This window comes from Pseudomonas sp. 478 (assembly GCF_003254125.1).
In the GTDB taxonomy this organism is placed as follows: domain Bacteria; phylum Pseudomonadota; class Gammaproteobacteria; order Pseudomonadales; family Pseudomonadaceae; genus Aquipseudomonas.
In genome coordinates, this window is sequence record NZ_QKZG01000001.1 from 207,716 (window position 1) to 228,845 (window position 21,130).

The 21,130-nt window shown below is 60.0% G+C and carries 18 protein-coding genes; 13 read left to right on the forward strand and 5 right to left on the reverse strand.

What is annotated here, in order from left to right; translation table 11 throughout:
* Window positions 1–55: 55 nt before the first annotated feature.
* Window positions 56–1,480, reverse strand: a complete 1,425-nt coding sequence (gene aspA, locus DFS28_RS01030; RefSeq protein ID WP_111448231.1) for an aspartate ammonia-lyase — start codon at window positions 1,478–1,480, stop codon at window positions 56–58.
* A gap of 180 nt (window positions 1,481–1,660) precedes the next feature.
* On the opposite strand from aspA, the gene DFS28_RS01035 reads away from it, so the two are divergent.
* The 5 genes from DFS28_RS01035 to DFS28_RS01055 all read left to right on the forward strand — a co-directional run bounded on the left by DFS28_RS01035 (window position 1,661) and on the right by DFS28_RS01055 (window position 5,477).
* Window positions 1,661–2,578: a LysR substrate-binding domain-containing protein gene (locus tag DFS28_RS01035; RefSeq protein ID WP_046053897.1), complete on the forward strand. Its 918-nt coding sequence runs from the start codon at window positions 1,661–1,663 to the stop codon at window positions 2,576–2,578.
* A gap of 331 nt (window positions 2,579–2,909) precedes the next feature.
* A complete protein-coding gene (gene purE, locus DFS28_RS01040) occupies window positions 2,910–3,401 on the forward strand; it encodes a 5-(carboxyamino)imidazole ribonucleotide mutase (RefSeq protein WP_008150032.1) in 492 nt (163 codons plus the stop codon).
* Window positions 3,402–3,412: 11 nt separating this feature from the next.
* Window positions 3,413–4,495 (forward strand): 5-(carboxyamino)imidazole ribonucleotide synthase, encoded by a 1,083-nt coding sequence (locus tag DFS28_RS01045; RefSeq protein WP_008150034.1) that lies wholly within the window; start codon window positions 3,413–3,415, stop codon window positions 4,493–4,495.
* Window positions 4,496–4,605: 110 nt separating this feature from the next.
* Window positions 4,606–4,851 (forward strand): GlsB/YeaQ/YmgE family stress response membrane protein, encoded by a 246-nt coding sequence (locus DFS28_RS01050; protein ID WP_027926291.1) that lies wholly within the window; start codon window positions 4,606–4,608, stop codon window positions 4,849–4,851.
* A gap of 89 nt (window positions 4,852–4,940) precedes the next feature.
* Entirely contained in the window at window positions 4,941–5,477 is a 537-nt protein-coding gene (locus tag DFS28_RS01055) for a DUF3299 domain-containing protein (RefSeq protein WP_111448583.1), read from the forward strand.
* A gap of 147 nt (window positions 5,478–5,624) precedes the next feature.
* Here the strand turns inward: DFS28_RS01055 and DFS28_RS01060 are convergent, their stop codons facing one another.
* Window positions 5,625–6,524, reverse strand: coding sequence for a D-hexose-6-phosphate mutarotase (locus tag DFS28_RS01060; RefSeq protein WP_111448232.1), 900 nt, complete (start codon window positions 6,522–6,524; stop codon window positions 5,625–5,627).
* Between the two features lie 57 nt (window positions 6,525–6,581).
* Entirely contained in the window at window positions 6,582–6,986 is a 405-nt protein-coding gene (locus DFS28_RS01065; protein WP_111448233.1) for an acyl-CoA thioesterase, read from the reverse strand.
* Window positions 6,987–7,348: 362 nt separating this feature from the next.
* Between DFS28_RS01065 and DFS28_RS01070 the strand changes: the two genes are divergently transcribed.
* The 8 genes from DFS28_RS01070 to DFS28_RS01110 all read left to right on the forward strand — a co-directional run bounded on the left by DFS28_RS01070 (window position 7,349) and on the right by DFS28_RS01110 (window position 18,190).
* A complete protein-coding gene (locus DFS28_RS01070; protein ID WP_111448234.1) occupies window positions 7,349–8,647 on the forward strand; it encodes an MFS transporter in 1,299 nt (432 codons plus the stop codon).
* Window positions 8,648–8,896: 249 nt separating this feature from the next.
* A complete protein-coding gene (locus DFS28_RS01080) occupies window positions 8,897–9,898 on the forward strand; it encodes a phosphate ABC transporter substrate-binding protein PstS (protein WP_111448236.1) in 1,002 nt (333 codons plus the stop codon).
* Window positions 9,899–10,371: 473 nt separating this feature from the next.
* A complete protein-coding gene (locus DFS28_RS01085) occupies window positions 10,372–12,405 on the forward strand; it encodes an ABC transporter permease subunit (protein WP_178082194.1) in 2,034 nt (677 codons plus the stop codon).
* A gap of 15 nt (window positions 12,406–12,420) precedes the next feature.
* Window positions 12,421–14,091, forward strand: a complete 1,671-nt coding sequence (gene pstA / locus DFS28_RS01090; protein ID WP_111448238.1) for a phosphate ABC transporter permease PstA — start codon at window positions 12,421–12,423, stop codon at window positions 14,089–14,091.
* Between the two features lie 193 nt (window positions 14,092–14,284).
* On the forward strand, window positions 14,285–15,118 hold the full coding sequence (pstB, locus tag DFS28_RS01095; RefSeq protein WP_008150054.1) for a phosphate ABC transporter ATP-binding protein PstB: 834 nt from the start codon (window positions 14,285–14,287) through the stop codon (window positions 15,116–15,118).
* Between the two features lie 71 nt (window positions 15,119–15,189).
* Entirely contained in the window at window positions 15,190–15,951 is a 762-nt protein-coding gene (gene phoU, locus DFS28_RS01100) for a phosphate signaling complex protein PhoU (RefSeq protein ID WP_008150055.1), read from the forward strand.
* Between the two features lie 167 nt (window positions 15,952–16,118).
* Complete coding sequence (locus DFS28_RS01105; RefSeq protein WP_111448239.1) at window positions 16,119–17,069, forward strand: response regulator; 951 nt, start codon at window positions 16,119–16,121, stop codon at window positions 17,067–17,069.
* A gap of 224 nt (window positions 17,070–17,293) precedes the next feature.
* The gene (locus tag DFS28_RS01110) at window positions 17,294–18,190 is read left to right on the forward strand and encodes a peptidoglycan DD-metalloendopeptidase family protein (RefSeq protein WP_111448240.1); all 897 of its coding nucleotides are present in this window, start codon (window positions 17,294–17,296) and stop codon (window positions 18,188–18,190) included.
* Window positions 18,191–18,312: 122 nt separating this feature from the next.
* Here DFS28_RS01110 and DFS28_RS01115 read toward each other — a convergent pair whose 3' ends face one another.
* Together DFS28_RS01115 and phoR are read right to left on the reverse strand one after the other, a co-directional pair.
* Entirely contained in the window at window positions 18,313–19,653 is a 1,341-nt protein-coding gene (locus tag DFS28_RS01115) for a hemolysin family protein (protein ID WP_033059291.1), read from the reverse strand.
* Between the two features lie 123 nt (window positions 19,654–19,776).
* A complete protein-coding gene (gene phoR, locus DFS28_RS01120) occupies window positions 19,777–21,099 on the reverse strand; it encodes a phosphate regulon sensor histidine kinase PhoR (RefSeq protein WP_095126878.1) in 1,323 nt (440 codons plus the stop codon).
* Between the last annotated feature and the right edge of the window lie 31 nt (window positions 21,100–21,130).

Here is a 21,130-nt window from a genome sequence, read left to right on the forward strand (position 1 = left end):
TCAAAAGGTGAGAGGTGTCTAGTCCCTCGACCTGGTGAGCGTGTGCAGCGTTTGATCAAGCCTTAAGCGGGACCAGACGCGGAGCAATCATGTTTTCCGGGCGCAGGATGTCGGCGAGCATTTCGTCGTCGAGCAAGCCTTCTTCGCGCACCAGTTCCAGCACGCCGCGGCCGCTTTCGAGGGCGATACGGGCGATACGGGTAGCGTTTTCATAGCCGATGTACGGGTTCAGCGCGGTGACCAGACCGATCGAGTGCTCGACCAGTTCGCGGCAGCGCTCTTCGTTGGCAGTGATGCCGACGATGCAGTGCTCGCGCAGCATGTCCATGGCGCGTTGCAGCAGGCGGATCGAGTCGAAGATCTTGAACGCGATCAGCGGCTCCATCACGTTCAGTTGCAGTTGGCCGCCTTCGGCTGCGATGGTCAGCGCCAGGTCGTTGCCGATGATCTGGAACGCTACTTGGTTAACCGCTTCCGGGATAACCGGGTTGACCTTGCCTGGCATGATCGAGCTGCCTGGCTGACGCGCTGGCAGGTTGATTTCGTTGATGCCGGTGCGTGGGCCGCTGGACAGCAGGCGCAGGTCGTTGCAGATCTTCGACAGCTTGACCGCAGTGCGCTTGAGCATGCCGGAGAACAGCACGAAGGCGCCCATGTCGGAGGTGGCTTCGATCAGGTCGGCGGCCGGAACCAGCGGTTGACCGCTGATCAGGGCCAGGCGCTGAACGGCCAGGTGCTGGTAACGCGGGTCGGCGTTGATGCCGGTACCGATCGCGGTGCCGCCCAGGTTCACTTCAGTCAGCAGTTCCGGGGCCAGCGTCTTCAGACGGGCCAGGTCTTCGCCCAGCGTGGTGGCGAATGCGCGGAATTCCTGGCCGAGGGTCATCGGTACAGCGTCTTGCAGTTGGGTACGGCCCATTTTCAGGACGTGAGCGAACTCTTGGCCCTTGGCGGCGAACGCCTGGATCAGGCTGTCGAGGCTGGCCAGCAGCGCGTCGTGACCCAGCAGCAGACCCAGACGGATCGCGGTCGGGTAGGCGTCGTTGGTCGACTGCGCCATGTTCACGTCGTTGTTCGGGTGCAGGTATTGGTATTCGCCCTTCTGGTGACCCATGGCCTCCAGCGCGATGTTGGCGATGACTTCGTTGGCATTCATGTTGGTTGAAGTGCCAGCGCCGCCTTGAATCATGTCCACTACGAATTCTTCGTGGAAATCGCCGCGGATCAAACGTGCACAGGCTTCGCTGATGGCAGCGTGCTTGGCTTCGCTCAGGTGACCCAGCTCGCGGTTGGCGTCAGCGGCGGCTTGTTTAACCATCGCCAGGCCGACAACCAGCTTCGGATAATGCGAAATCGGAACGCCGGAGAGACGGAAGTTGTTCACCGCTCGCAGGGTCTGGATGCCGTAATACGCTTGAGCAGGTACTTCGAGTACGCCAAGCAGGTCTTTTTCTGTGCGGAAAGATGCAGCGGAGGACATGATAGAAATCATCTCGATATGGACCCGGTCTGTGCCGGAACACTGCAAATGCTAGGCTTGTGGAGAATTTTGGGCCAATGCTGTTAAACACTAGCCTATGCACATTCGGCATAATGCCCATGTGACGCCGTGTCTGCGGCGAGCGTGTGACCTAAATTGGTGCGTGTCCGGGAGGCCGTGATGAACCTTGAAAGTAAATGGCTTGAGGACTTTAGCGCCCTGGCCGCCACCCGCAGCTTCTCCCAGGCTGCCGAACGGCGCTTCGTGACTCAGCCGGCATTCAGCCGACGGATCCGCAGCCTTGAAGCCGCGCTGGGGCTGACCTTGGTCAATCGCTCGCGCACGCCAATCGAACTGACGGCGGCGGGGCAGCTGTTTCTGGTCACTGCGCGGACGGTGGTCGAGCAGCTCGGTGAAGTGTTGCGTCACCTTCATCACCTGGAAGGCGGGCAGGGCGAGGTGATGCAGGTCGCCGCCGCTCACTCCCTGGCGCTGGGTTTCTTCCCGCGCTGGATCGCGCAGTTGCGTAATGAAGGCCTGAACATCGCGACGCGCCTGGTGGCGACCAACGTCGGTGATGCCGTGCATGCCCTGCGTGAAGGCGGTTGCGATCTGATGCTGGCGTTCTACGACCCGGATGCGGCGATGCAGATGGACCCGGAAATCTTCCCGTCGCTGCACCTTGGCGACACCGAAATGCTCCCGGTCTGCGCGGCGGACGCCGAGGGCAAGCCACTGTTCGATCTGGAAGGCGAAGGCAGTGTGCCGCTGCTCGCCTACAGCGCCGGTGCATTTCTCGGGCGTTCGGTGAACATGCTGCTGCGCCAGCGTGCGCTGCGCTTCACCACCATCTATGAGACCGCCATGGCCGACAGCCTTAAAAGCATGGCGCTGGAAGGATTGGGCATCGCCTGGGTGCCGCGGCTCAGCGTGCGCGCCGAACTGGCTCGGGGTGAGCTGGTGGTGTGCGGCGGCCCGCAATGGCATGTGCCGCTGGAGATTCGTCTGTACCGCTGCGCGCTGGTGCGCAAGGCGAACGTGCGGTTGCTGTGGCGCAAACTGGAAGGCGGCGCAGCCCAAGGAACAACCGGTTCCTGAGACCGCTGAAAATCAAATGTGGGAGCGAGCCTGCTCGCGATGGCGGTGTGTCAGTCAGCATCAATGTTGGATGGACGACCGCTATCGCGAGCAGGCTCGCTCCCACAAGGGATTTGTGGTGTATTTGGTTGACCTTCGAGTCAATAAAACCGGCACTTTGCGCCGTATGACAGATGGTCGTATCGGGGGCTGTTTATCTGCTTCATTGAGGTATACTGCGCGGCCTTCGGCCGGTTCGTCCGGCCATAATTCGTACAATCAAGCCACGCATATTGCGTGGCTTGTTGTTTTTTGACGCGCCTGCGGGCGCCCAGAGAGAAGAGGCACGACGATGAGTGCACTGGTTGGCGTGATCATGGGCTCCAAGTCCGATTGGTCCACCCTTAGCCACACCGCCGATATGCTGGAAAAGCTCGGCATTCCTTACGAGGTGAAAGTGGTCTCTGCCCACCGCACCCCGGACCTGCTCTTCCAGTACGCCGAAGAGGCTGAGGCGCGTGGCATCGAGGTGATCATCGCCGGTGCCGGCGGCGCGGCCCACTTGCCAGGCATGTGTGCGGCCAAGACCCACCTGCCGGTGCTGGGCGTGCCGGTGCAATCGTCGATGCTCTCGGGCGTCGATTCGCTGCTGTCCATCGTGCAGATGCCCGCGGGCATTCCGGTCGCCACCCTGGCCATCGGCAAGGCCGGTGCGATCAACGCCGCGCTGCTCTCGGCGAGCATTCTCGGCGCCAAGCACCCGCAGTTCCACGCGGTGCTGAAAAAATTTCGCGCTGAACAGACAGACAGCGTCCTGGAAAATCCAGACCCACGCATCGCCTGAGGTTGTTGACGATGAAGATCGGTGTAATCGGTGGCGGCCAGTTGGGTCGCATGTTGGCGCTGGCGGGCACTCCGCTGGGCATGAACTTCGCTTTCCTGGACCCCGCGCCGGATGCTTGCGCAGCCGCGTTGGGCGAACACCTGCGGGCCGATTACGGCGATCAGGACCACCTGCGTCAGCTGGCCGATGAAGTCGATCTGGTGACGTTCGAGTTCGAAAGCGTCCCGGCCGAAACCGTCGCGTTCCTGTCGCAATTCGTCCCGGTTTATCCGAGCGCCGAAGCCCTGCGCATCGCCCGTGATCGCTGGTTCGAGAAGAGCATGTTCAAGGACCTGGGGATTCCCACCCCGGCGTTCGCCGACATTCAATCGCAAGCCGATCTGGACGCTGCTGTGGCTTCCATCGGTCTGCCGGCCGTGCTGAAAACCCGCACCCTGGGTTACGACGGCAAGGGCCAGAAAGTCCTGCGCAAGCCTGAAGACGTGGTCGGTACGTTCGCCGAACTGGGCAGCGTTGCCTGCTTGCTGGAAGGTTTCGTGCCGTTTACCGGTGAAGTCTCGTTGATCGCCGTGCGCGCTCGCGATGGCGAAACCAGGTTCTATCCGCTGGTTCACAACACCCACGACAGCGGCATCCTCAAACTGTCCGTGGCCAGCACCGACCACCCGCTGCAAGCCTTGGCGGAAGACTATTCCAGCCGTGTGCTCAAGCAGCTGAATTACGTCGGCGTGATGGCGTTCGAGTTCTTTGAAGTCGACGGTGGCCTCAAGGCCAACGAGATCGCCCCGCGTGTGCATAACTCGGGTCACTGGACCACTGAAGGCGCTGAGTGCAGCCAGTTCGAAAACCATCTGCGGGCCGTTGCCGGTCTGCCGCTGGGTTCGACGGCCAAGGTCGGCGAGAGCGCGATGCTCAACTTCATCGGTAAAGTGCCGGAGACCGAGAAAGTCCTGGCCATCGCCGATTGCCATCTGCATCACTATGGCAAGGCGTTCAAGGTCGGTCGCAAGGTCGGTCACGCTAACCTGCGTTGTGCAAACCGCGAAACACTGGCCGCGCAGATCCTCAAGGTCGAAGCGCTCATCGCCGAGTAAACAGTTTCATGTGGCAGCGGCGGAACCATTCAGGGGCCGCCGTTCTCTCATGGCAGGATGCAGAAGTCTGACTAGGCTTTCGCATAGCCATTCAATCAGAGGGAAATGCCATGGGAATTATTGGAACCATCTTTATCGGCTTGATCGTCGGCCTGCTGGCTCGGTTCCTGAAACCGGGCGATGACAGCATGGGCTGGATCATGACCATCCTGCTCGGTATCGGCGGTTCGCTGGCGGCCACTTATGGCGGCCAGGCCTTGGGCATCTATCACGCGGGCGAAGGTGCAGGCTTCATCGGTGCGCTGGTTGGCGCGGTGGTGTTGCTGGTGATCTACGGCTTGATCAAAAAGAACTGATCCAAAGCGACAAAGCCCCCTCTGCGCCGCACGCAGAGAGGGCTAGAATGCTCGGCGTTGTACCGTCCTCTCCTTTGCCGAGCACCTTCATGCGCCGTCTTTTACTGACTATCCTTTTATTGGGCTCGGGCCTTGCCCATGCCGGCGAGCTGCCGGAAACCGACTGGCTCGAACTGATGCCCAAGTCGGACCAGAAAGCCCTCGAGGCCATGCCCGAAATCGACCACAACTCCCCCGAAGCCAATGGCACCTTTACCAAAAAGGGTGGCATGAAGCAGAGCAAGGGCTTGCCGGCGGTGATGTATTCGACCAAAACCGTGCCGTCGATGAACGACAAGAACATCCGCATCGGTGGTTATCCGGTGCCGCTGGAATCCGACGCCCAGGGCCGCAGCACACTGTTCTTCCTCGTGCCGTACCCGGGCGCCTGCATCCACGTGCCGCCACCGCCGCCTAATCAATTGGTGTTGGTGCGTTATCCCAAAGGTTTGAAGCTGAATGACATCTACACGCCGCTGTGGGTGACCGGCACGCTGAAGGTCGAGAAGGTCAACAACGACCTGGCCGATGCGGCGTATGCGCTGGATGCGGCGAAAGTGCGGGTGGTAAAAGAATCAGATCTGTAACGCGCCAGTAGCTCTGACACCAAATGTGGGAGCGGGCTTGCTCGCGAAGGCGTCATGCCAGTCGACATAAAAGTTGAATGACACACCGCATTCGCGAGCAAGTCGGATCGCCGCACCGCCGCTCCCACATTGGTTTTGTGGTGTTGCTTAGAGAGGTTTGCTGCCGATGCTGATACCCAGCGTATGACTAGCCCCCGGCGCCAGCGTCACCACATCATCCATCACGTTCGCCGTTTCAATGCACAGCATGCGCTGCCAGCCATCGTCGGCCATGTCGCTGAACGCCGCGGCGCGTTCAATCCACGGATTCCAGATCACCGCCGAGCGTGAACCGCTGCTGGTCAGCTCGATGCGCCGTTCCCAGGCCGGATCGACAATGCTCAGCTTCGCCGGGGTATTGAGATAGATACGATCGGTCTCGCCGGCAAAACGCAGATCGCCGGTCTGAGTGACGGTTTTCCAGTCGTCCAGGGTTTCGATGTAACTCAAGCCATCCAGCCCTTCGACATGCACTTCGCGTACATCGCTGACCGCGAAATAGCTATGCAGCGCCTGGCTGATGGTGACTTTGTCTGTGCCCTGGTTATGGCTGGTCAGACTGATGTGGAGTTGCTCATCCAGACGAATGCTCAGCTTCAAATCCACCTGATGCGGCCAGCCAGGCAAGCCGCCTTCAGGGTAAGGCAGAACAAACTCCACCTTGAGGCTTTCGCCCTCGGTTTCAATGCCGCCCAGTTCCCAATCCATTGCCCTTACCAGCCCGTGGGCGGTCGGCGCTTCGTTGCTGATGCGCATGGCTTGAACGCTCTGCGGATTACGCGCCAGATTGCCGAACCACGGCCAGCACACCGGAACCCCGGCGCGGATGCTCTTGCCAGCCTTGAACACTGCCTCGTCGTTGAGCCAGATCAGCGGCGGTTCCCCGGCCACTTGATAACTGAGGATGTGCGCGCCCTGCTGGGCAACCAGCAATTCGGCCTGACCGTGGCGGATGCGCCAGCAGTTCAGTTCATCCAGTTTCACGGCTTCAACGTTGGGCGTGTTCATGGGGCAACTCTCGATCAGGAACAATGACTGCAATGGACCGCAGAAAGGTCGCAGTGTTTAACGAGCTCTTGGCGGAACCGAACGGGTGCGACCGCTGCCGTCGATGGCAACGAACACAAACACGGCTTCAGTCACTTTGCGCCATTCGCTGGACAGCGGATCGTCACTCCAGACTTCGACCATCATCTGAATCGAGCTGCGGCCGATTTCCAGTGCCTGGGTATAAAAGGAGAGCTGGGCACCCACCGCGACCGGAACCAGAAACGCCATGCGGTCGATCGCCACCGTAGCCACGCGGCCAGCCGCGACTTTGCTGGCCATTGCGGTGCCGGCCAAATCCATCTGCGACACCAGCCAACCGCCGAAAATATCGCCAAAGCCGTTGGTTTCGCGGGGAAGCGCGGTAATTTGCAGGGCCAGGTCGCCTTGCGGGATTGGATCTTCTTGTTCGAGCTCTATCATGCCGGGGGTGCCTCTGACCCGTGACTCTCATAAGTACTTCAGGTGAATAGCCGTCTCAAGGAAAAACGATTCAGCCCCGAACATACTACGTTCGTCACGTTTTTCGTAAGGCGCCTAAAGGGAAACTCTGCGAAATCGACTGGTAGAGCCAGCAGCGTCTTCGCACAGCAACCCTTGCAAGCTGTCGCAAGATTGCGAGTATATCGATCGGTAGACTCCGAGACGACCGTCCGGTTCTCATTTCGACCGTCAAATACGCACCTCTATGTGCTTTTTCGAACAATTTGCTATCGTGCCGGACCTGCCCAAGCCTCCGCCAGCGTTGTTGAGGTTGCAGATCCGACTATAAGAGAAGCCTTGCCATGACCACAGCGCCCTCGAGCATCGCGCAGTCCACCCAATCCGCACGTCCGCTGACTCGCAGCGATTACAAGACTTTGTCGCTGTCTGCCCTGGGCGGTGCGCTGGAGTTTTACGATTTCATCATCTTCGTGTTCTTCGCCACGGTGGTCGGCAAGCTGTTCTTCCCGGCCGACATGCCCGAGTGGCTGCGCTTGATGCAGACCTTCGGGATCTTTGCCGCCGGCTACCTGGCGCGGCCACTGGGCGGCATCGTCATGGCGCACTTCGGCGACCTGCTGGGACGCAAGAAGATGTTCACCCTGAGCATTTTCATGATGGCAGTGCCGACCCTGATCATGGGCCTGCTGCCGACTTACGCGCAGATCGGCATGTGGGCGCCGATCCTGTTGCTGCTGATGAGGGTAATTCAAGGCGCTGCGATTGGCGGTGAAGTACCGGGCGCGTGGGTATTCGTTTCCGAACACGTGCCGCAGCGGCACATCGGCTACGCCTGCGGCACCCTGACCTGCGGCCTGACGGCCGGTATCCTGCTGGGCTCGCTGGTCGCCACCGCAATCAACAGCCTTTACACCCCGGTCGAAGTTTCGGATTACGCCTGGCGGATTCCGTTCCTGTTGGGTGGCGTATTCGGCCTGTTCTCGGTTTACCTGCGCCGCTGGTTGCACGAGACCCCGGTATTTGCCGAGTTGCAACTGCGCAAGGCCCTGGCAGAAGAAGTGCCGCTGCGCGCCGTGTTGCGCGACCATCGCGGGGCGATCCTGATTTCCATGCTGCTGACCTGGCTGCTGTCCGCCGGCATCATCGTGATCATCCTGATGACCCCGACCGTGCTGCAGACCGTCTACCACTTCTCGCCAAGCACCGCGTTGCAGGCCAACAGCCTGGCGATTGTATTTCTGAGCCTGGGCTGCGTCGCCTCCGGTGCGCTGGCTGACCGCTTCGGCGCGGGTCGTGTCTTCGTGTTCGGCAGTGCTGCGTTGCTGATCAGTTCATGGACCTTCTACCACAGCCTGTTCAACCACCCGGACTGGCTGTTCCCGATGTACGCCTTGACCGGCTTGCTGGTCGGCACCATCGGTGCGGTGCCGTATGTGATGGTCAAAGCCTTCCCGGCGGTGGTGCGCTTCAGTGGGCTGTCGTTCTCCTACAACCTGGCCTACGCCATTTTCGGCGGGTTGACGCCGATGATCGTGACGTTGCTGCTTAAGGAAAGCCCGATGGGGCCTGCCTATTACGTAGCGATCATTTGTGGTGTCGGGGTTCTGGTGGGTGCCTACCTCTGGAAGAAAGGTCGCTAGGCCGGCCCTTCGTATCGACTGCTCTGACGCCTTCGCGAGCAAGCCCGCTCCCACACTCGACCGCATTCCCTCGGGATAACGCGGTTAAATGTGGGAGCGGGCTTGCTCGCGAAGAACGATCACGCGGTATCAATTCGAAACATTGAATGCTGGCCTTTCATCCAATTGTCATATTTCAGCCATAGAGTGTTCACACGGCCTGCTGATACTTGGCCCCGACTTAACACACCTATCTGCTAGGAGTAAGGCATGAAACTGAAGCGTTTGATGGCGGCAATGACTTTTGTCGCTGCTGGCGTTGCGACTGCCAACGCGGTTGCCGCTGTTGACCCTGCTATCCCGAGCTACACCAAAACCACTGGTGTGTCGGGCAACCTGTCCAGCGTCGGCTCCGATACCCTGGCCAACCTCATGACCCTGTGGGCTGAGAACTACAAAAAAGAATACCCGAACGTAAACATCCAGATTCAGGCTGCCGGTTCTTCTACCGCGCCACCTGCGCTGACTGAAGGCACCGCTAACCTGGGCCCGATGAGCCGCAAGATGAAGGACAACGAGCTGCAGGCCTTCGAAACTAAATACGGCTACAAGCCAACAGCTATCCCGGTTGCTGTGGATGCCTTGGCTGTCTTCGTTCACAAAGACAACCCGATCCAGCACCTGACCATGGAACAGGTCGACGCGATCTTCTCCTCGACTCGTCTGTGCGGCGCCAAAGCCGACGTGAAAACCTGGGGCGACCTGGGTGTGACCGGCGATCTGGCCAACAAGCCGGTTCAGCTGTTCGGTCGTAACTCGGTATCCGGCACTTATGGCTACTTCAAAGAAGAAGCCTTGTGCAAAGGCGATTACAAGCCAAACGTCAACGAACAACCAGGCTCGGCTTCGGTCGTGCAGTCGATCAGCTCCTCGCTGAATGGCGTTGGTTACTCGGGCATCGGCTACAAGACCGCTAGCGTGAAGACCGTGGCCCTGGCCAAGAAAGGCAGCACTGAATTCATCGAAGACACCGAAGAAAACGCCCTGAACGGCAAGTACCCGCTGTCGCGTTTCCTCTACGTTTACGTCAACAAAGCCCCGAACAAGCCTCTGGCCCCGCTGGAAGCCGAGTTCGTGAAACTGGTTCTGTCCAAACAGGGCCAGGAAGTTGTGGTGAAAGACGGCTACATCCCACTGCCGGCCAAGGTTGCTGCAAAAGCACTGGCTGACCTGGGTCTGCAGGAAGGCGGCGCTGAAGTCGCAAAAAAGTAAAACCCTGAGCCCGGGGTAATCCCCGGGTTCAATGTGGGAGCGGGCTTGCTCGCGAAAGCGGTGGATCAATCGACATTGATGTTGAAAGTGACGGCCCCTTCGCGAGCAAGCCCGCTCCCACATACCCCCAATTTTCCAGTCCACTGCCAGTTCCCGCTGGCGGCGGATTTGTTGCGTCACTGCATTGTCATCTTTCTGTCATACATGATCGCTAGGGTGTGCGAATGAATGATCTGGCCAATTCCACCATGACTACAAATCCCCCCAAGCGAATTGACTTCAATACGCCTGAGTTGCAACGCAAGCGCCGCATCCGCGCGCTCAAAGATCGCCTGACCCGCTGGTACGTCCTTGTGGGCGGCCTCGCCGTTCTCGGCGCGATCACGCTGATCTTTTTCTTCCTTGCCTACGTTGTCGCGCCCCTGTTTCAGGGCGCCGACCTGACCGCCAAGGAAGCCATCACGCCGGCCTGGATGCAGGACGCCGGCAAGCCGTTGATGATCTCCCTGGAAGAACAGAACCAGGTCGCCATGCGGGTTTCCGACAAGGGCCAGGCGTTGTTCTTCGATATCGACAGTGGCGCTGAACTCACGCGTGTCGATCTGTCGATTCCGGCCGGCACTACCGTGACCTCCATCGGCAAAGACCAACCAGGCCATCCATTGGTGGCGGTGGGCTTGTCCAACGGCCAGGCGCTGGTGTTCCGTCACACTTATAAAGTCAGCTACCCGGACGGCAAGAAAACCATCTCGCCAGCCATTGAATACCCGTACGGCGAAACGCCGATTGCGCTGAACGAGGCGGGCGGAGCCCTTGAGCACGTCAGCCTCAACGCGACCGATACGACGCTGATGCTGGTCGGTTCCACCGGTTCGCAACTCAATGTTTTGTCGCTGACCAGCGAAGAAAACATGATGACCGGCGAAATCACCAACGAGCAGAAACGTATTGATCTGCCACAGATGACTGAGCCGGTGAAAAATATCTTCGTCGACCCGCGTCAGCAGTGGCTGTACGTGATTAATGGTCGCGCCCAGGCCGACGTGTTCAGCCTGCGCGACAAGAGCCTCAACGGTCGCTACAAACTGCTGGATGATGGCGAAGCGCAAATCACTGCCAGTACTCAACTGGTGGGTGGCATCTCGCTGATCCTCGGCGATTCCAAGGGTGGTCTGGCCCAATGGTTCATGGCCCGCGACCACGATGGCGAACTGCGTCTGAAGCAGATTCGTAACTTCCAGATGGGCACTGCGCCGATCGTTGAAATCACCGCTGAAGAACGTCGCAAAGGTTTCATCGCCCTTGATGCGTCCGGCAAGCTCGGCGTGTTCCACAGCACCGCCCACCGCACCTTGCTGGTGGATCAGGTGGTCGATGGCGAAGGCATCTTTGGCCTGTCGCCACGGGCCAACCGGGTGATCGTGGAGGCGGGCGGCAAGATTCAACCGCTGCTGCTCGACAACCCGCACCCAGAGGTTTCCTGGAGCGCGTTGTGGAGCAAGGTCTGGTACGAGAACTACGACGAGCCTAAATACGTCTGGCAATCGACCGCCGCCAACACTGACTTCGAACCCAAGCTGAGCCTGTCACCGCTGACCTTCGGTACCTTGAAAGCCGCGTTCTACGCCATGCTGCTGGCCGCTCCACTGGCCGTCGCCGCTGCCATCTACACCGCGTACTTCATGGCCCCGGGCATGCGCCGCAAGGTCAAACCGGTGATCGAACTGATGGAAGCGATGCCGACGGTGATCCTCGGTTTCTTCGCCGGTCTGTTCCTCGCACCGTATGTGGAAGGACATTTGCCGGGCATCTTCAGCCTGCTGCTGTTGATGCCGATCGGCATCCTGGTCGCCGGTTTCACCTTCAGCCGCCTGCCTGAGTCCATCCGCCTGAAAGTGCCGGACGGTTGGGAAAGCGCGATCCTGATTCCGGTGATCCTGTTCGTGGGCTGGCTCTCGCTGTACATGAGCCCATACATGGAAACCTGGTTCTTCGGCGGCGACATGCGCATGTGGATCTCCCACGACCTGGGCATCACCTACGACCAGCGCAACGCACTGGTAGTCGGTCTGGCCATGGGCTTTGCGGTGATCCCGAACATCTACTCCATCGCCGAAGACGCCGTGTTCAGCGTGCCGCGCGGTTTGACCCTCGGCTCCCTGGCCCTCGGGGCCACGCCGTGGCAGACCATGACTCGCGTGGTGATCCTCACCGCCAGCCCGGGCATCTTCTCGGCGCTGATGATCGGCATGGGCCGGGCGGTCGGTGAAACCATGATCGTGCTGATGGCCACCGGTAACACCCCGGTCATGGAAATGAACCTGTTCGAAGGCCTGCGCACCCTGGCGGCCAACGTTGCGGTGGAAATGCCCGAATCGGAAGTCGGCGGCAGCCACTACCGCGTGCTGTTCCTCTCGGCGCTAGTGCTGCTGTTGTTCACCTTCGTCATGAACACCCTCGCGGAACTGATTCGTCAGCGTCTGCGCAAGAAATACTCGTCGCTTTAAGAAAGGTAGAAGTCTGTGAAACAGAACTCCCTGAAAGGATGGTTCAAGAGCGGCGCCCCTGGCGTCTGGATCAGCGGTGGCGCGGTGTCCATCGCGGTCATCATGACCATTGGCCTGCTGGCCGTGATTGCCGTGCGCGGTCTGGGCCATTTCTGGCCGGCGGACCTGGTGCACGCCAGTTACGACGTACCGGGCCAGGCCAATCACCTCGTCATCGGCGAAGTGGTGCAGAAAGAAGAAGTGCCGCGCGAGCGCCTTAAAAGCGCTGGCCTGCCGGTGCCCGATCAGGGCCCGGAGTTCATGACCCGCGAGCTGATCAAGGTCGGCAACCGTGACCTCAATGGCAACGACTTCACCTGGATCGTCGGCGAGTGGCTGACCAATCAGAAGACGCCGCCCGAGTTGATGACCATCGAGCGTCGCGAGTGGGGCAACTTCTACGGCTACCTGGTCAACGTCAAACAGGACGGCAAGGTCATCGCTGAAGGCGAAGCTGCATGGCCCGAGCTGCTGGCCCGTGTCGCTCGCGTCAACCAGCTCGCCGCTCAGCTCAAGAGCCTGGAAAAAACCGACATTGGCGCGATCAACGCGGGCCTCGAGCGCGTCCGTCTGCACGGTCGCAAACTGGAGCTGACCGGAACGATGGACGCTGCCGCGCAAGCGGACATGGAGTCCGAGCGTGCCGAACTGAACGCGCGTTATCAGGACATCGAAGCACGCCTGAACGACCTGCACGCCCAGTTCAACCGCGACAGCCTGACGGCCCGCGACGCGAACGGCAAAGAGATCGAAATCGGTATCGGCAAAGTGGTTCACGCCTATCAGCCGAACGCCATGAACACCTTCACCAAGATCGGCTTCTACTTCAGCAAGGTCTGGGAGTTCTTGAGCGACGACCCGCGTGAAGCGAACACCGAAGGCGGGATCTTCCCGGCGATTTTCGGCACCGTGATGATGACGTTGATCATGGCGATGATCGTGACCCCGTTTGGCGTACTGGCCGCGGTTTACCTGCGTGAATATGCGAAACAGAACACCATGACGCGCTTGATCCGCATCGCGGTGAACAATCTGGCGGGCGTTCCAGCCATCGTATACGGCGTGTTCGGTCTGGGCTTCTTCGTCTATGTGTTGGGCGGCTCGGTCGACCGGTTGTTCTTCCCGGAAGCATTGCCGGCGCCGACATTCGGGACGCCGGGTCTGCTCTGGGCGTCCCTGACCCTGGCGCTGCTGGCTGTGCCGGTGGTGATCGTGGCCACGGAAGAAGGCCTGGCGCGGATTCCTCGCACCGTGCGCGAAGGCTCGTTGGCCCTCGGCGCAACCAAGGCTGAAACCTTGTGGAAGATCGTACTGCCAATGGCCAGCCCGGCAATGATGACCGGCATGATCCTCGCCGTGGCTCGCGCCGCGGGTGAAGTGGCGCCGCTGATGCTGGTGGGTGTGGTGAAACTGGCGCCATCGCTGCCGCTGGATGGCAACTACCCGTACTTGCACCTGGACCAGAAGATCATGCACTTGGGCTTCCACATCTATGACGTCGGCTTCCAGAGCCCGAACGTCGAGGCCGCGCGGCCGCTGGTGTACGCCACGGCGCTGCTGCTGGTGCTGGTGATCGCCACGCTTAACTTGTCGGCCGTTTATATCCGTAACCACCTGCGCGAAAAATACAAAGCGCTGGATAGTTAAGTTAATAGGCAGGCGCGGTCCCTTGTGGGAGCGGGCTTGCTCGCGAAAGCGGTGGGTCAGGCAACATTGATGTTGAATGTGATGGCCTCTTCGCGAGCAAGCCCGCTCCCACATTGATCGGCGTTTACCGGAATACTGATGGGGCAGCCACAAGGGCGTCCCGAACCGAATTTGTTAGCACAGGGAGCCTCCCATGCAGCACGAAGCACATACCCACGGCATCAACATGTCTGCCCTGGGCCGCGACAAACAGAGTTTGAGCCTCGAGCAGGAAACCGTCGCGATTGAAGTGCCGGGCCTGAGCCTGTTCTACGGCGACAAACAAGCGCTGTACGACGTCAGCATGAACATCCCGAAACAGCGCGTGACCGCCTTCATCGGCCCGTCCGGCTGCGGCAAGTCCACGCTGCTGCGCACCTTCAACCGCATGAACGACCTGGTGGATGGCTGCCGCGTCGAAGGCGCGATCAACCTGTACGGCAACAACATCTACCGCAAGGGCGAAGACGTGGCCGAGTTGCGTCGTCGTGTTGGCATGGTGTTCCAGAAGCCCAACCCGTTCCCGAAAACCATCTACGAGAACGTGGTCTACGGCTTGCGCATCCAGGGTATCAACAAGAAACGCATCCTCGACGAAGCCGTCGAGTGGGCGTTGAAAGGCGCGGCGCTGTGGGACGAAGTCAAAGACCGTCTGCACGAGTCGGCACTTGGCCTGTCCGGTGGTCAGCAACAACGTCTGGTGATCGCTCGCACCATCGCCGTGGAGCCGGAAGTGTTGCTGCTCGACGAACCATGCTCGGCACTTGACCCGATTTCCACGCTGAAAGTCGAAGAGCTGATCTACGAACTGAAATCGAAGTTCACCATCGTCATCGTGACCCACAACATGCAACAGGCCGCGCGGGTTTCCGATTACACAGCGTTCATGTACATGGGCAAACTGGTGGAATTCGGCGACACCGACACCCTGTTCACCAATCCGGCGAAGAAGCAGACCGAAGACTACATCACCGGTCGCTACGGCTAGGAAGCTGTTGTTGCTCACTGAACTGACGCTGCGGTCCACCGCACCTTACCGGACGCTCCAAGGACGCCAACATGATTAGTAAAGAAGGCCTTACCCATCACATCTCCGCGCAGTTCAACGCTGAGCTCGAGGAGGTGCGCAGCCACCTCCTGGCCATGGGCGGGCTGGTGGAAAAGCAAGTCAACGACGCGGTGACCGCGCTGATCGAGGCCGACTCCGGCCTGGCCCAGCAGGTTCGCGAGATCGACGACCAGATCAACCAGATGGAACGCAACATCGACGAAGAATGCCTGCGCATTCTGGCCCGTCGTCAGCCGGCAGCGTCGGACTTGCGTTTGATCATCAGCATCTCCAAGTCGGTCATCGACCTGGAGCGCATCGGTGACGAAGCGACCAAGATCGCCCGTCGTGCCATCCAGTTGTGCGAAGAAGGCGAAGCCCCACGGGGTTACGTCGAGGTTCGCCACATCGGTGATCAGGTGCGCAACATGGTTCGCGATGCACTGGACGCCTTTGCCCGCTTCGACGCCGACCTGGCGTTGTCGGTGGCCCAGTACGACAAGATCATCGACCGCGAATACAAAACCGCGTTGCGTGAACTGGCCACCTACATGATGGAAGACCCGCGCTCTATCTCGCGGGTCTTGAGCATCATTTGGGTGCTGCGTTCGCTGGAACGGATCGGCGACCACGCGCGCAATATCTCGGAGCTGGTGATTTACTTGGTGCGCGGTACCGACGTGCGGCACCTGGGCCTCAAGCGCATGAAAGAAGAAGTTGAAGGCACAAGTGGCGAAACCGCTAATGTTCCGGGCAAAGCTGACGATAAGTAAGATTGCCTGAGAAAAGCGCCCGGCCTTTTGGCCGGGCGTTTTTGTTTGTGGTTGATGAATTCGAAAGCAGCACCCGCGAACGAAAAGTCCCGGCGTGACTGAAGGTTTTTGGCAATGTGCCATCAGCAAAGCGGTATGCTTGCCGGGATTTTTTAAAGGGGTGATGGATGAGTAAGGTCAGTGTGTTGGTCGTGGACGACGCGTCGTTTATTCGTGACCTGGTGAAGAAGTGCTTGCGCAACTACTTCCCGGGGATCCGGATCGAAGACGCGGTCAACGGCAAGAAGGCTCAGGCCTTGCTGGCACGGGAAGCGTTCGACCTGGTCCTGTGCGACTGGGAAATGCCGGAAATGTCCGGCCTGGAGCTGCTGACCTGGTGCCGCGAGCAGGACAACCTCAAGACCATGCCGTTCGTGATGGTGACCAGCCGTGGCGATAAAGAGAACGTCGTCCAGGCGATCCAGGCCGGGGTTTCCGGCTACGTCAGCAAGCCGTTCACCAACGAGCAACTGCTGACCAAGGTCAAGCAGGCCCTGAACAAGGTCGGCAAGCTCGACACCTTGATGAACAGCGCGCCGACCAAAATGAACTCGGCGTTCGGCAACGATTCCCTGAGCGCATTGACCGGTGGCAAGGCTGCCGTGGTCGCTCCCGCCGCGGCGCCGGTCAACCCGTTCGCCAAACCTGTTGCCGCCGCGCCAGCCCCGGCTGCCGCTGCGTCTCGCGGTCTGCTCAACAGCCCGCCGATCAAGCCTGCAGCGTCCTCCACAGCGCCAACGGGCGGACGTGGCCAGGGCCAACTGCGCCTGCCGAACGGCATTGCGCAATGTGTGATCAAGGCCTTGAGCCTCAAGGAAGCGCTGCTGGTGGTGAAACGCACCGACACCCTGCCACAAGTGCTCGACAGCGCCGTGCTCGACCTGGAGCAGGGCGATAATGCCGAAACCGCTCGTCTGAATGGCTACCTGCACGCCATCGTCGCCCACGAGCCAAAACCCGACAGCGACTGGCTGCAACTGACCTTCCGTTTCGTCGACCAGGATGCGCAGAAGCTCGACTACATCTCCCGGTTGATCGCACGTGGTACGGCGCAGAAGCATTTCGTACCGGGCGCGTAATCTTCGTCGCCTGACAGGCCGCCTTTGCGAGCAAGCCCGCTCCCACATTCGACCGTATTCTTCTAGGAGAACTCGATTAAATGTGGGAGCGGGCTTGCTCGCGATGGGGCCATTGAATTCACCACACATCCGCCGAACGGCCCATTTTGAAACATCTGCCGACTACCCGGGTCCATTGCAGCTGCTAGGCTCCTACCCAGTACTTACTCGACAGAATCTTGCCCATGCTCGCGCGCCTGCTGTTTTTTTGCGGTCTTTTCCTGGCCTCCACCTCGGCGTTGGCCATGACGATCTACAAGTCCACCGACGCCAGTGGCGTGGTCTCCTACAGCGACCGCCCCACGACAGGCTCCAAGGTGTTGGTTTTTCGTGATCGCATGGTCGAGAATCTAGAGCGTCAGGTGTACCTCGTCATCACGAAGAAGAAGGGCGTGGACAGCGTTTACGTGCGCAATGACCTGTATGCGCCGGTAGAAATCGAGTTGAGCTTCGGCGGGCTGAAGAACGTCAGCGGTGCGCCAAGCCGACCGATTCGTCGGGTGATGCCGGCACGCAGCAGTATTCGTCTGGCGCTGCTCACGGCCACGCAGTCCGAAAGGCCGCTCGCGTACACCCCGAAATTTGAATACTCCCTGGGCGACCCCTCAGGGGCCACTATGGCCTATCGATACCCGCTGCCATGGCGTGGCGGACCGTTTCGTCTGAGTCAGGGCGCCAATGGTCAATACAGCCACTTTGGTCCCAAGAACCGCTACGCCATGGACATCGCCATGCCCGAAGGCACGCCGATCATCGCGGCGCGTGGCGGTGTGGTGGTGAAAACCGAGAATGCCCAGACCGGGCGCGGCACCGATCCGTCGGGTAATTTCGTGCGAGTGCTGCACGATGACGGGACGATGGGCGTGTATCTGCACCTCAAACGAGGATCGGTGAGCGTTCGCGAGGGGCAACGGGTGTCGGTGGGGAGCCCGCTGGCCTTGTCGGGCAACACCGGCAACAGCAGCGGGCCGCACCTGCATTTCGTGGTGCAGCGCAATACCGGGTTGGGGCTGGTGTCGATTCCGTACCAGTTCAATCAACCGGTGGGCAGCCTGCCGAACTTTGCGTTGGGCAAGCAGTAAAAGATTGAACACCGCAATCCCTGTAGGAGCCGAGCTTGCTCGCGATGACGGTGGTACATCCAGCAGCATCGCAACAGACACACCGCTATCGCGAGCAAGCTCAGCTCCTACAAGTTGATGCCTTAATCCAGCATCAACACCTTGGCCAGAATGATCTTCGGCCCTTTCATCTTCTTGATGATGATCCGCAAGCCTTCGACTTCCAGCACTTCTTCCTCTTCCGGCACCCGTTTCAGGGTTTCGTAGACCAGCCCGGCGAGAGTTTCGGCTTCGATGTGGTCCAGATCGATGCCCAGCAGGCGCTCGACCTTGAACAGCGGCGTGTCGCCGCGCACCAGCAGCTTGCCCGGCTGGTACGCGAGGATCCCGCGCTCAGCCTTGCGGTGTTCGTCCTGAATGTCGCCCACCAGTACTTCCAACACGTCTTCCATGGTCAGGTAGCCGATGATGTTGCCATCGGCTTCTTCGACCAGGGCGAAGTGCGAGCCGCCTTTGCGGAACTGTTCCAACAACTGCGACAGCGGCATATGGCGCGAAACCCGCTCCAGCGGCCGGGTCAATTCGGCGAGGTTGAACGACTCGGGAATGTGGTCCAGGGCTGCCAGTTCCAGCAGCAGATCCTTGATGTGCAGCAGGCCGACGAACTCCTGGCGATCGCTGTCGTACACCGGATAACGGCTGAACTTGTGGCGACGGAACATCGCCAGGATTTCCTTCAGCGGCGCGTTGAACTCCAGGGTTACCAGGTCTTCCCGGGAATTGGCCCAGTCGACCACTTCCAGTTCGCCCATTTCCACCGCCGAGGCCAAAACGCGCATGCCTTGGTCGCTCGGGTCCTGGCCACGGCTGGAGTGCAGGATCAGCTTCAGTTCTTCACGGCTGTAATGGTGCTCGTGATGAGGGCCGGGTTCACCTTGGCCGGCGATCCGCAGGATCGTGTTGGCGCTGGCGTTGAGCAGGTAAATCGCCGGATACATCGCCCAGTAGAACAGGTACAGCGGCACGGCGGTCCAGAGCGACAGCAGTTCGGGCTTGCGGATGGCCCAGGATTTGGGGGCCAGCTCACCGACCACGATGTGCAGGTACGAGATGACGAAAAACGCGGCGAAGAACGATACGCCTTTGATCACTTCGGCCGACTGCACACCGACGGCTTCAAGGATCGGTTCGAGGATGTGCGCGAACGCCGGCTCACCGACCCAACCGAGGCCGAGAGAGGCGAGGGTGATACCCAATTGGCACGCCGACAGGTAAGCATCGAGCTGACTGTGAACGGTACGCAGGATATGCCCGCGCCAGCCGTTTTTATCAGCGATGGCTTCGACCCGGGTCGAGCGCAATTTGACCATGGCAAATTCGGCCGCAACGAAAAAGCCGTTGAGCAAAACCAGGATCAGAGCAAAAAGAATCATGCCGAAATCGGCGAAGAGTGTCGCGAGGGTCAAGCCAGGGGAAGGGTCCATGATGGAGTTTTGCGGGTTCCGTGTATTCAAAAGGAAAGAAAAAAGTGCGCCTGAAGGGCAGGCACAAGTCAGCCAATGTAGCGGCTGACCAAGTGATTGACTAGTGGCGCGTGCCGGCCGGTATCAGTCTGTCGCGCTGATGACCCGGGATTTGGTGACCTGGGCCGGCGCAAAATGGCAGGTAAACGTGCTGCCATGGCCCGGCACACTGCTGATTTCCATCCGCGCGCGATGGCGCAGCAGCACGTGTTTGACGATCGCAAGTCCCAGCCCCGTGCCGCCGGTGTTGGAATTGCGGCTGGAATCGACGCGGTAGAAGCGTTCGGTCAGGCGCGGCAAGTGTTTGCTGTCGATACCGATGCCGGAGTCCTGCACGCTCAGGTGCGCGCCTTGCTCATCCCCCCACCAGCGAATGCGGATATTGCCTTCGGCCGGGGTGTATTTCACTGCGTTGAACACCAGATTGGAAAACGCGCTGCGCAACTCGGCTTCGCTGCCCTTGAGCAGAATCGTCGGGTCGGCTTCCAGGGTGATCTTCTGATTGCGCTGGGCGGACAGTTGCTGAGCGTCGCTCTTGATCGATTGCAGCAAGCCGTCGATGGCCACCGGCTGGTTGTCTGACGGGTAATCGGTGGCTTCCAGTTTGGCCAACAGCAGCAAGTCGTTGAGCAACGTCTGCATGCGTCCGCCTTGCTGCTGCATTTGTTGCAGGGCACGGGACCAGCGCGGGTTTACGTCCTCGACGTTGTCGAGCAGGGTTTCCAGATAACCGCAGATCACCGTCAACGGCGTGCGCAGTTCATGGGAGACGTTGGCGATGAAGTCTTTGCGCATCTGTTCCAGTTGATGGATACGCGTCACGTCGCGCACCAGCATCAAGTGTTCATTGTTGCCGTAGCGGGTGATGTACAGCTGAATGCGCAGGCGATCATTGATCGGTGACGGAATTTCCAGCGGCTCGGCGTAGCTGTCCTGCTCGAAGTATTCCTTGAAGCGCGGATGGCGTACGAGGTTGGTCACCGGTTGACCGCTGTCTTGCGGGGTCTTGAGACCGAGCAAGGTTTCGGCGGCGCGGTTCCACCACTCCAGGTTGCCGTCGCTGTCGAGCATGATCACCGCGTCTTTCAGCGCGGCTGTGGATTCCTGGACCCGGTCGATCACTGCTTGCAGGCGCCCGCGTACGCGTTGGTCGCGACGTTGCAGGTGATAGATGCTATCGAACACTTCGCCCCACAGGCCATAGCCATCGGGCGGTGCTTCATCGGGTTTGTGCAGGCGCAGCCATTCGTGCAGACGCAGCAGTTGCTTGAGGGTCCAGGCCAGGTAAAGACCCAGGCCCGCGGCGAGGCTCCAGCCGTAATAGCCGGTAATCAGGCCGATCACCAGGCAACCGGTCACCAGCAAAAGCATGTGGCGGATCAGGGTGCCATGCCAGTTTTGGTTCACTTGAACGCGCGTCCTTGTCAGCTTGTCGAGC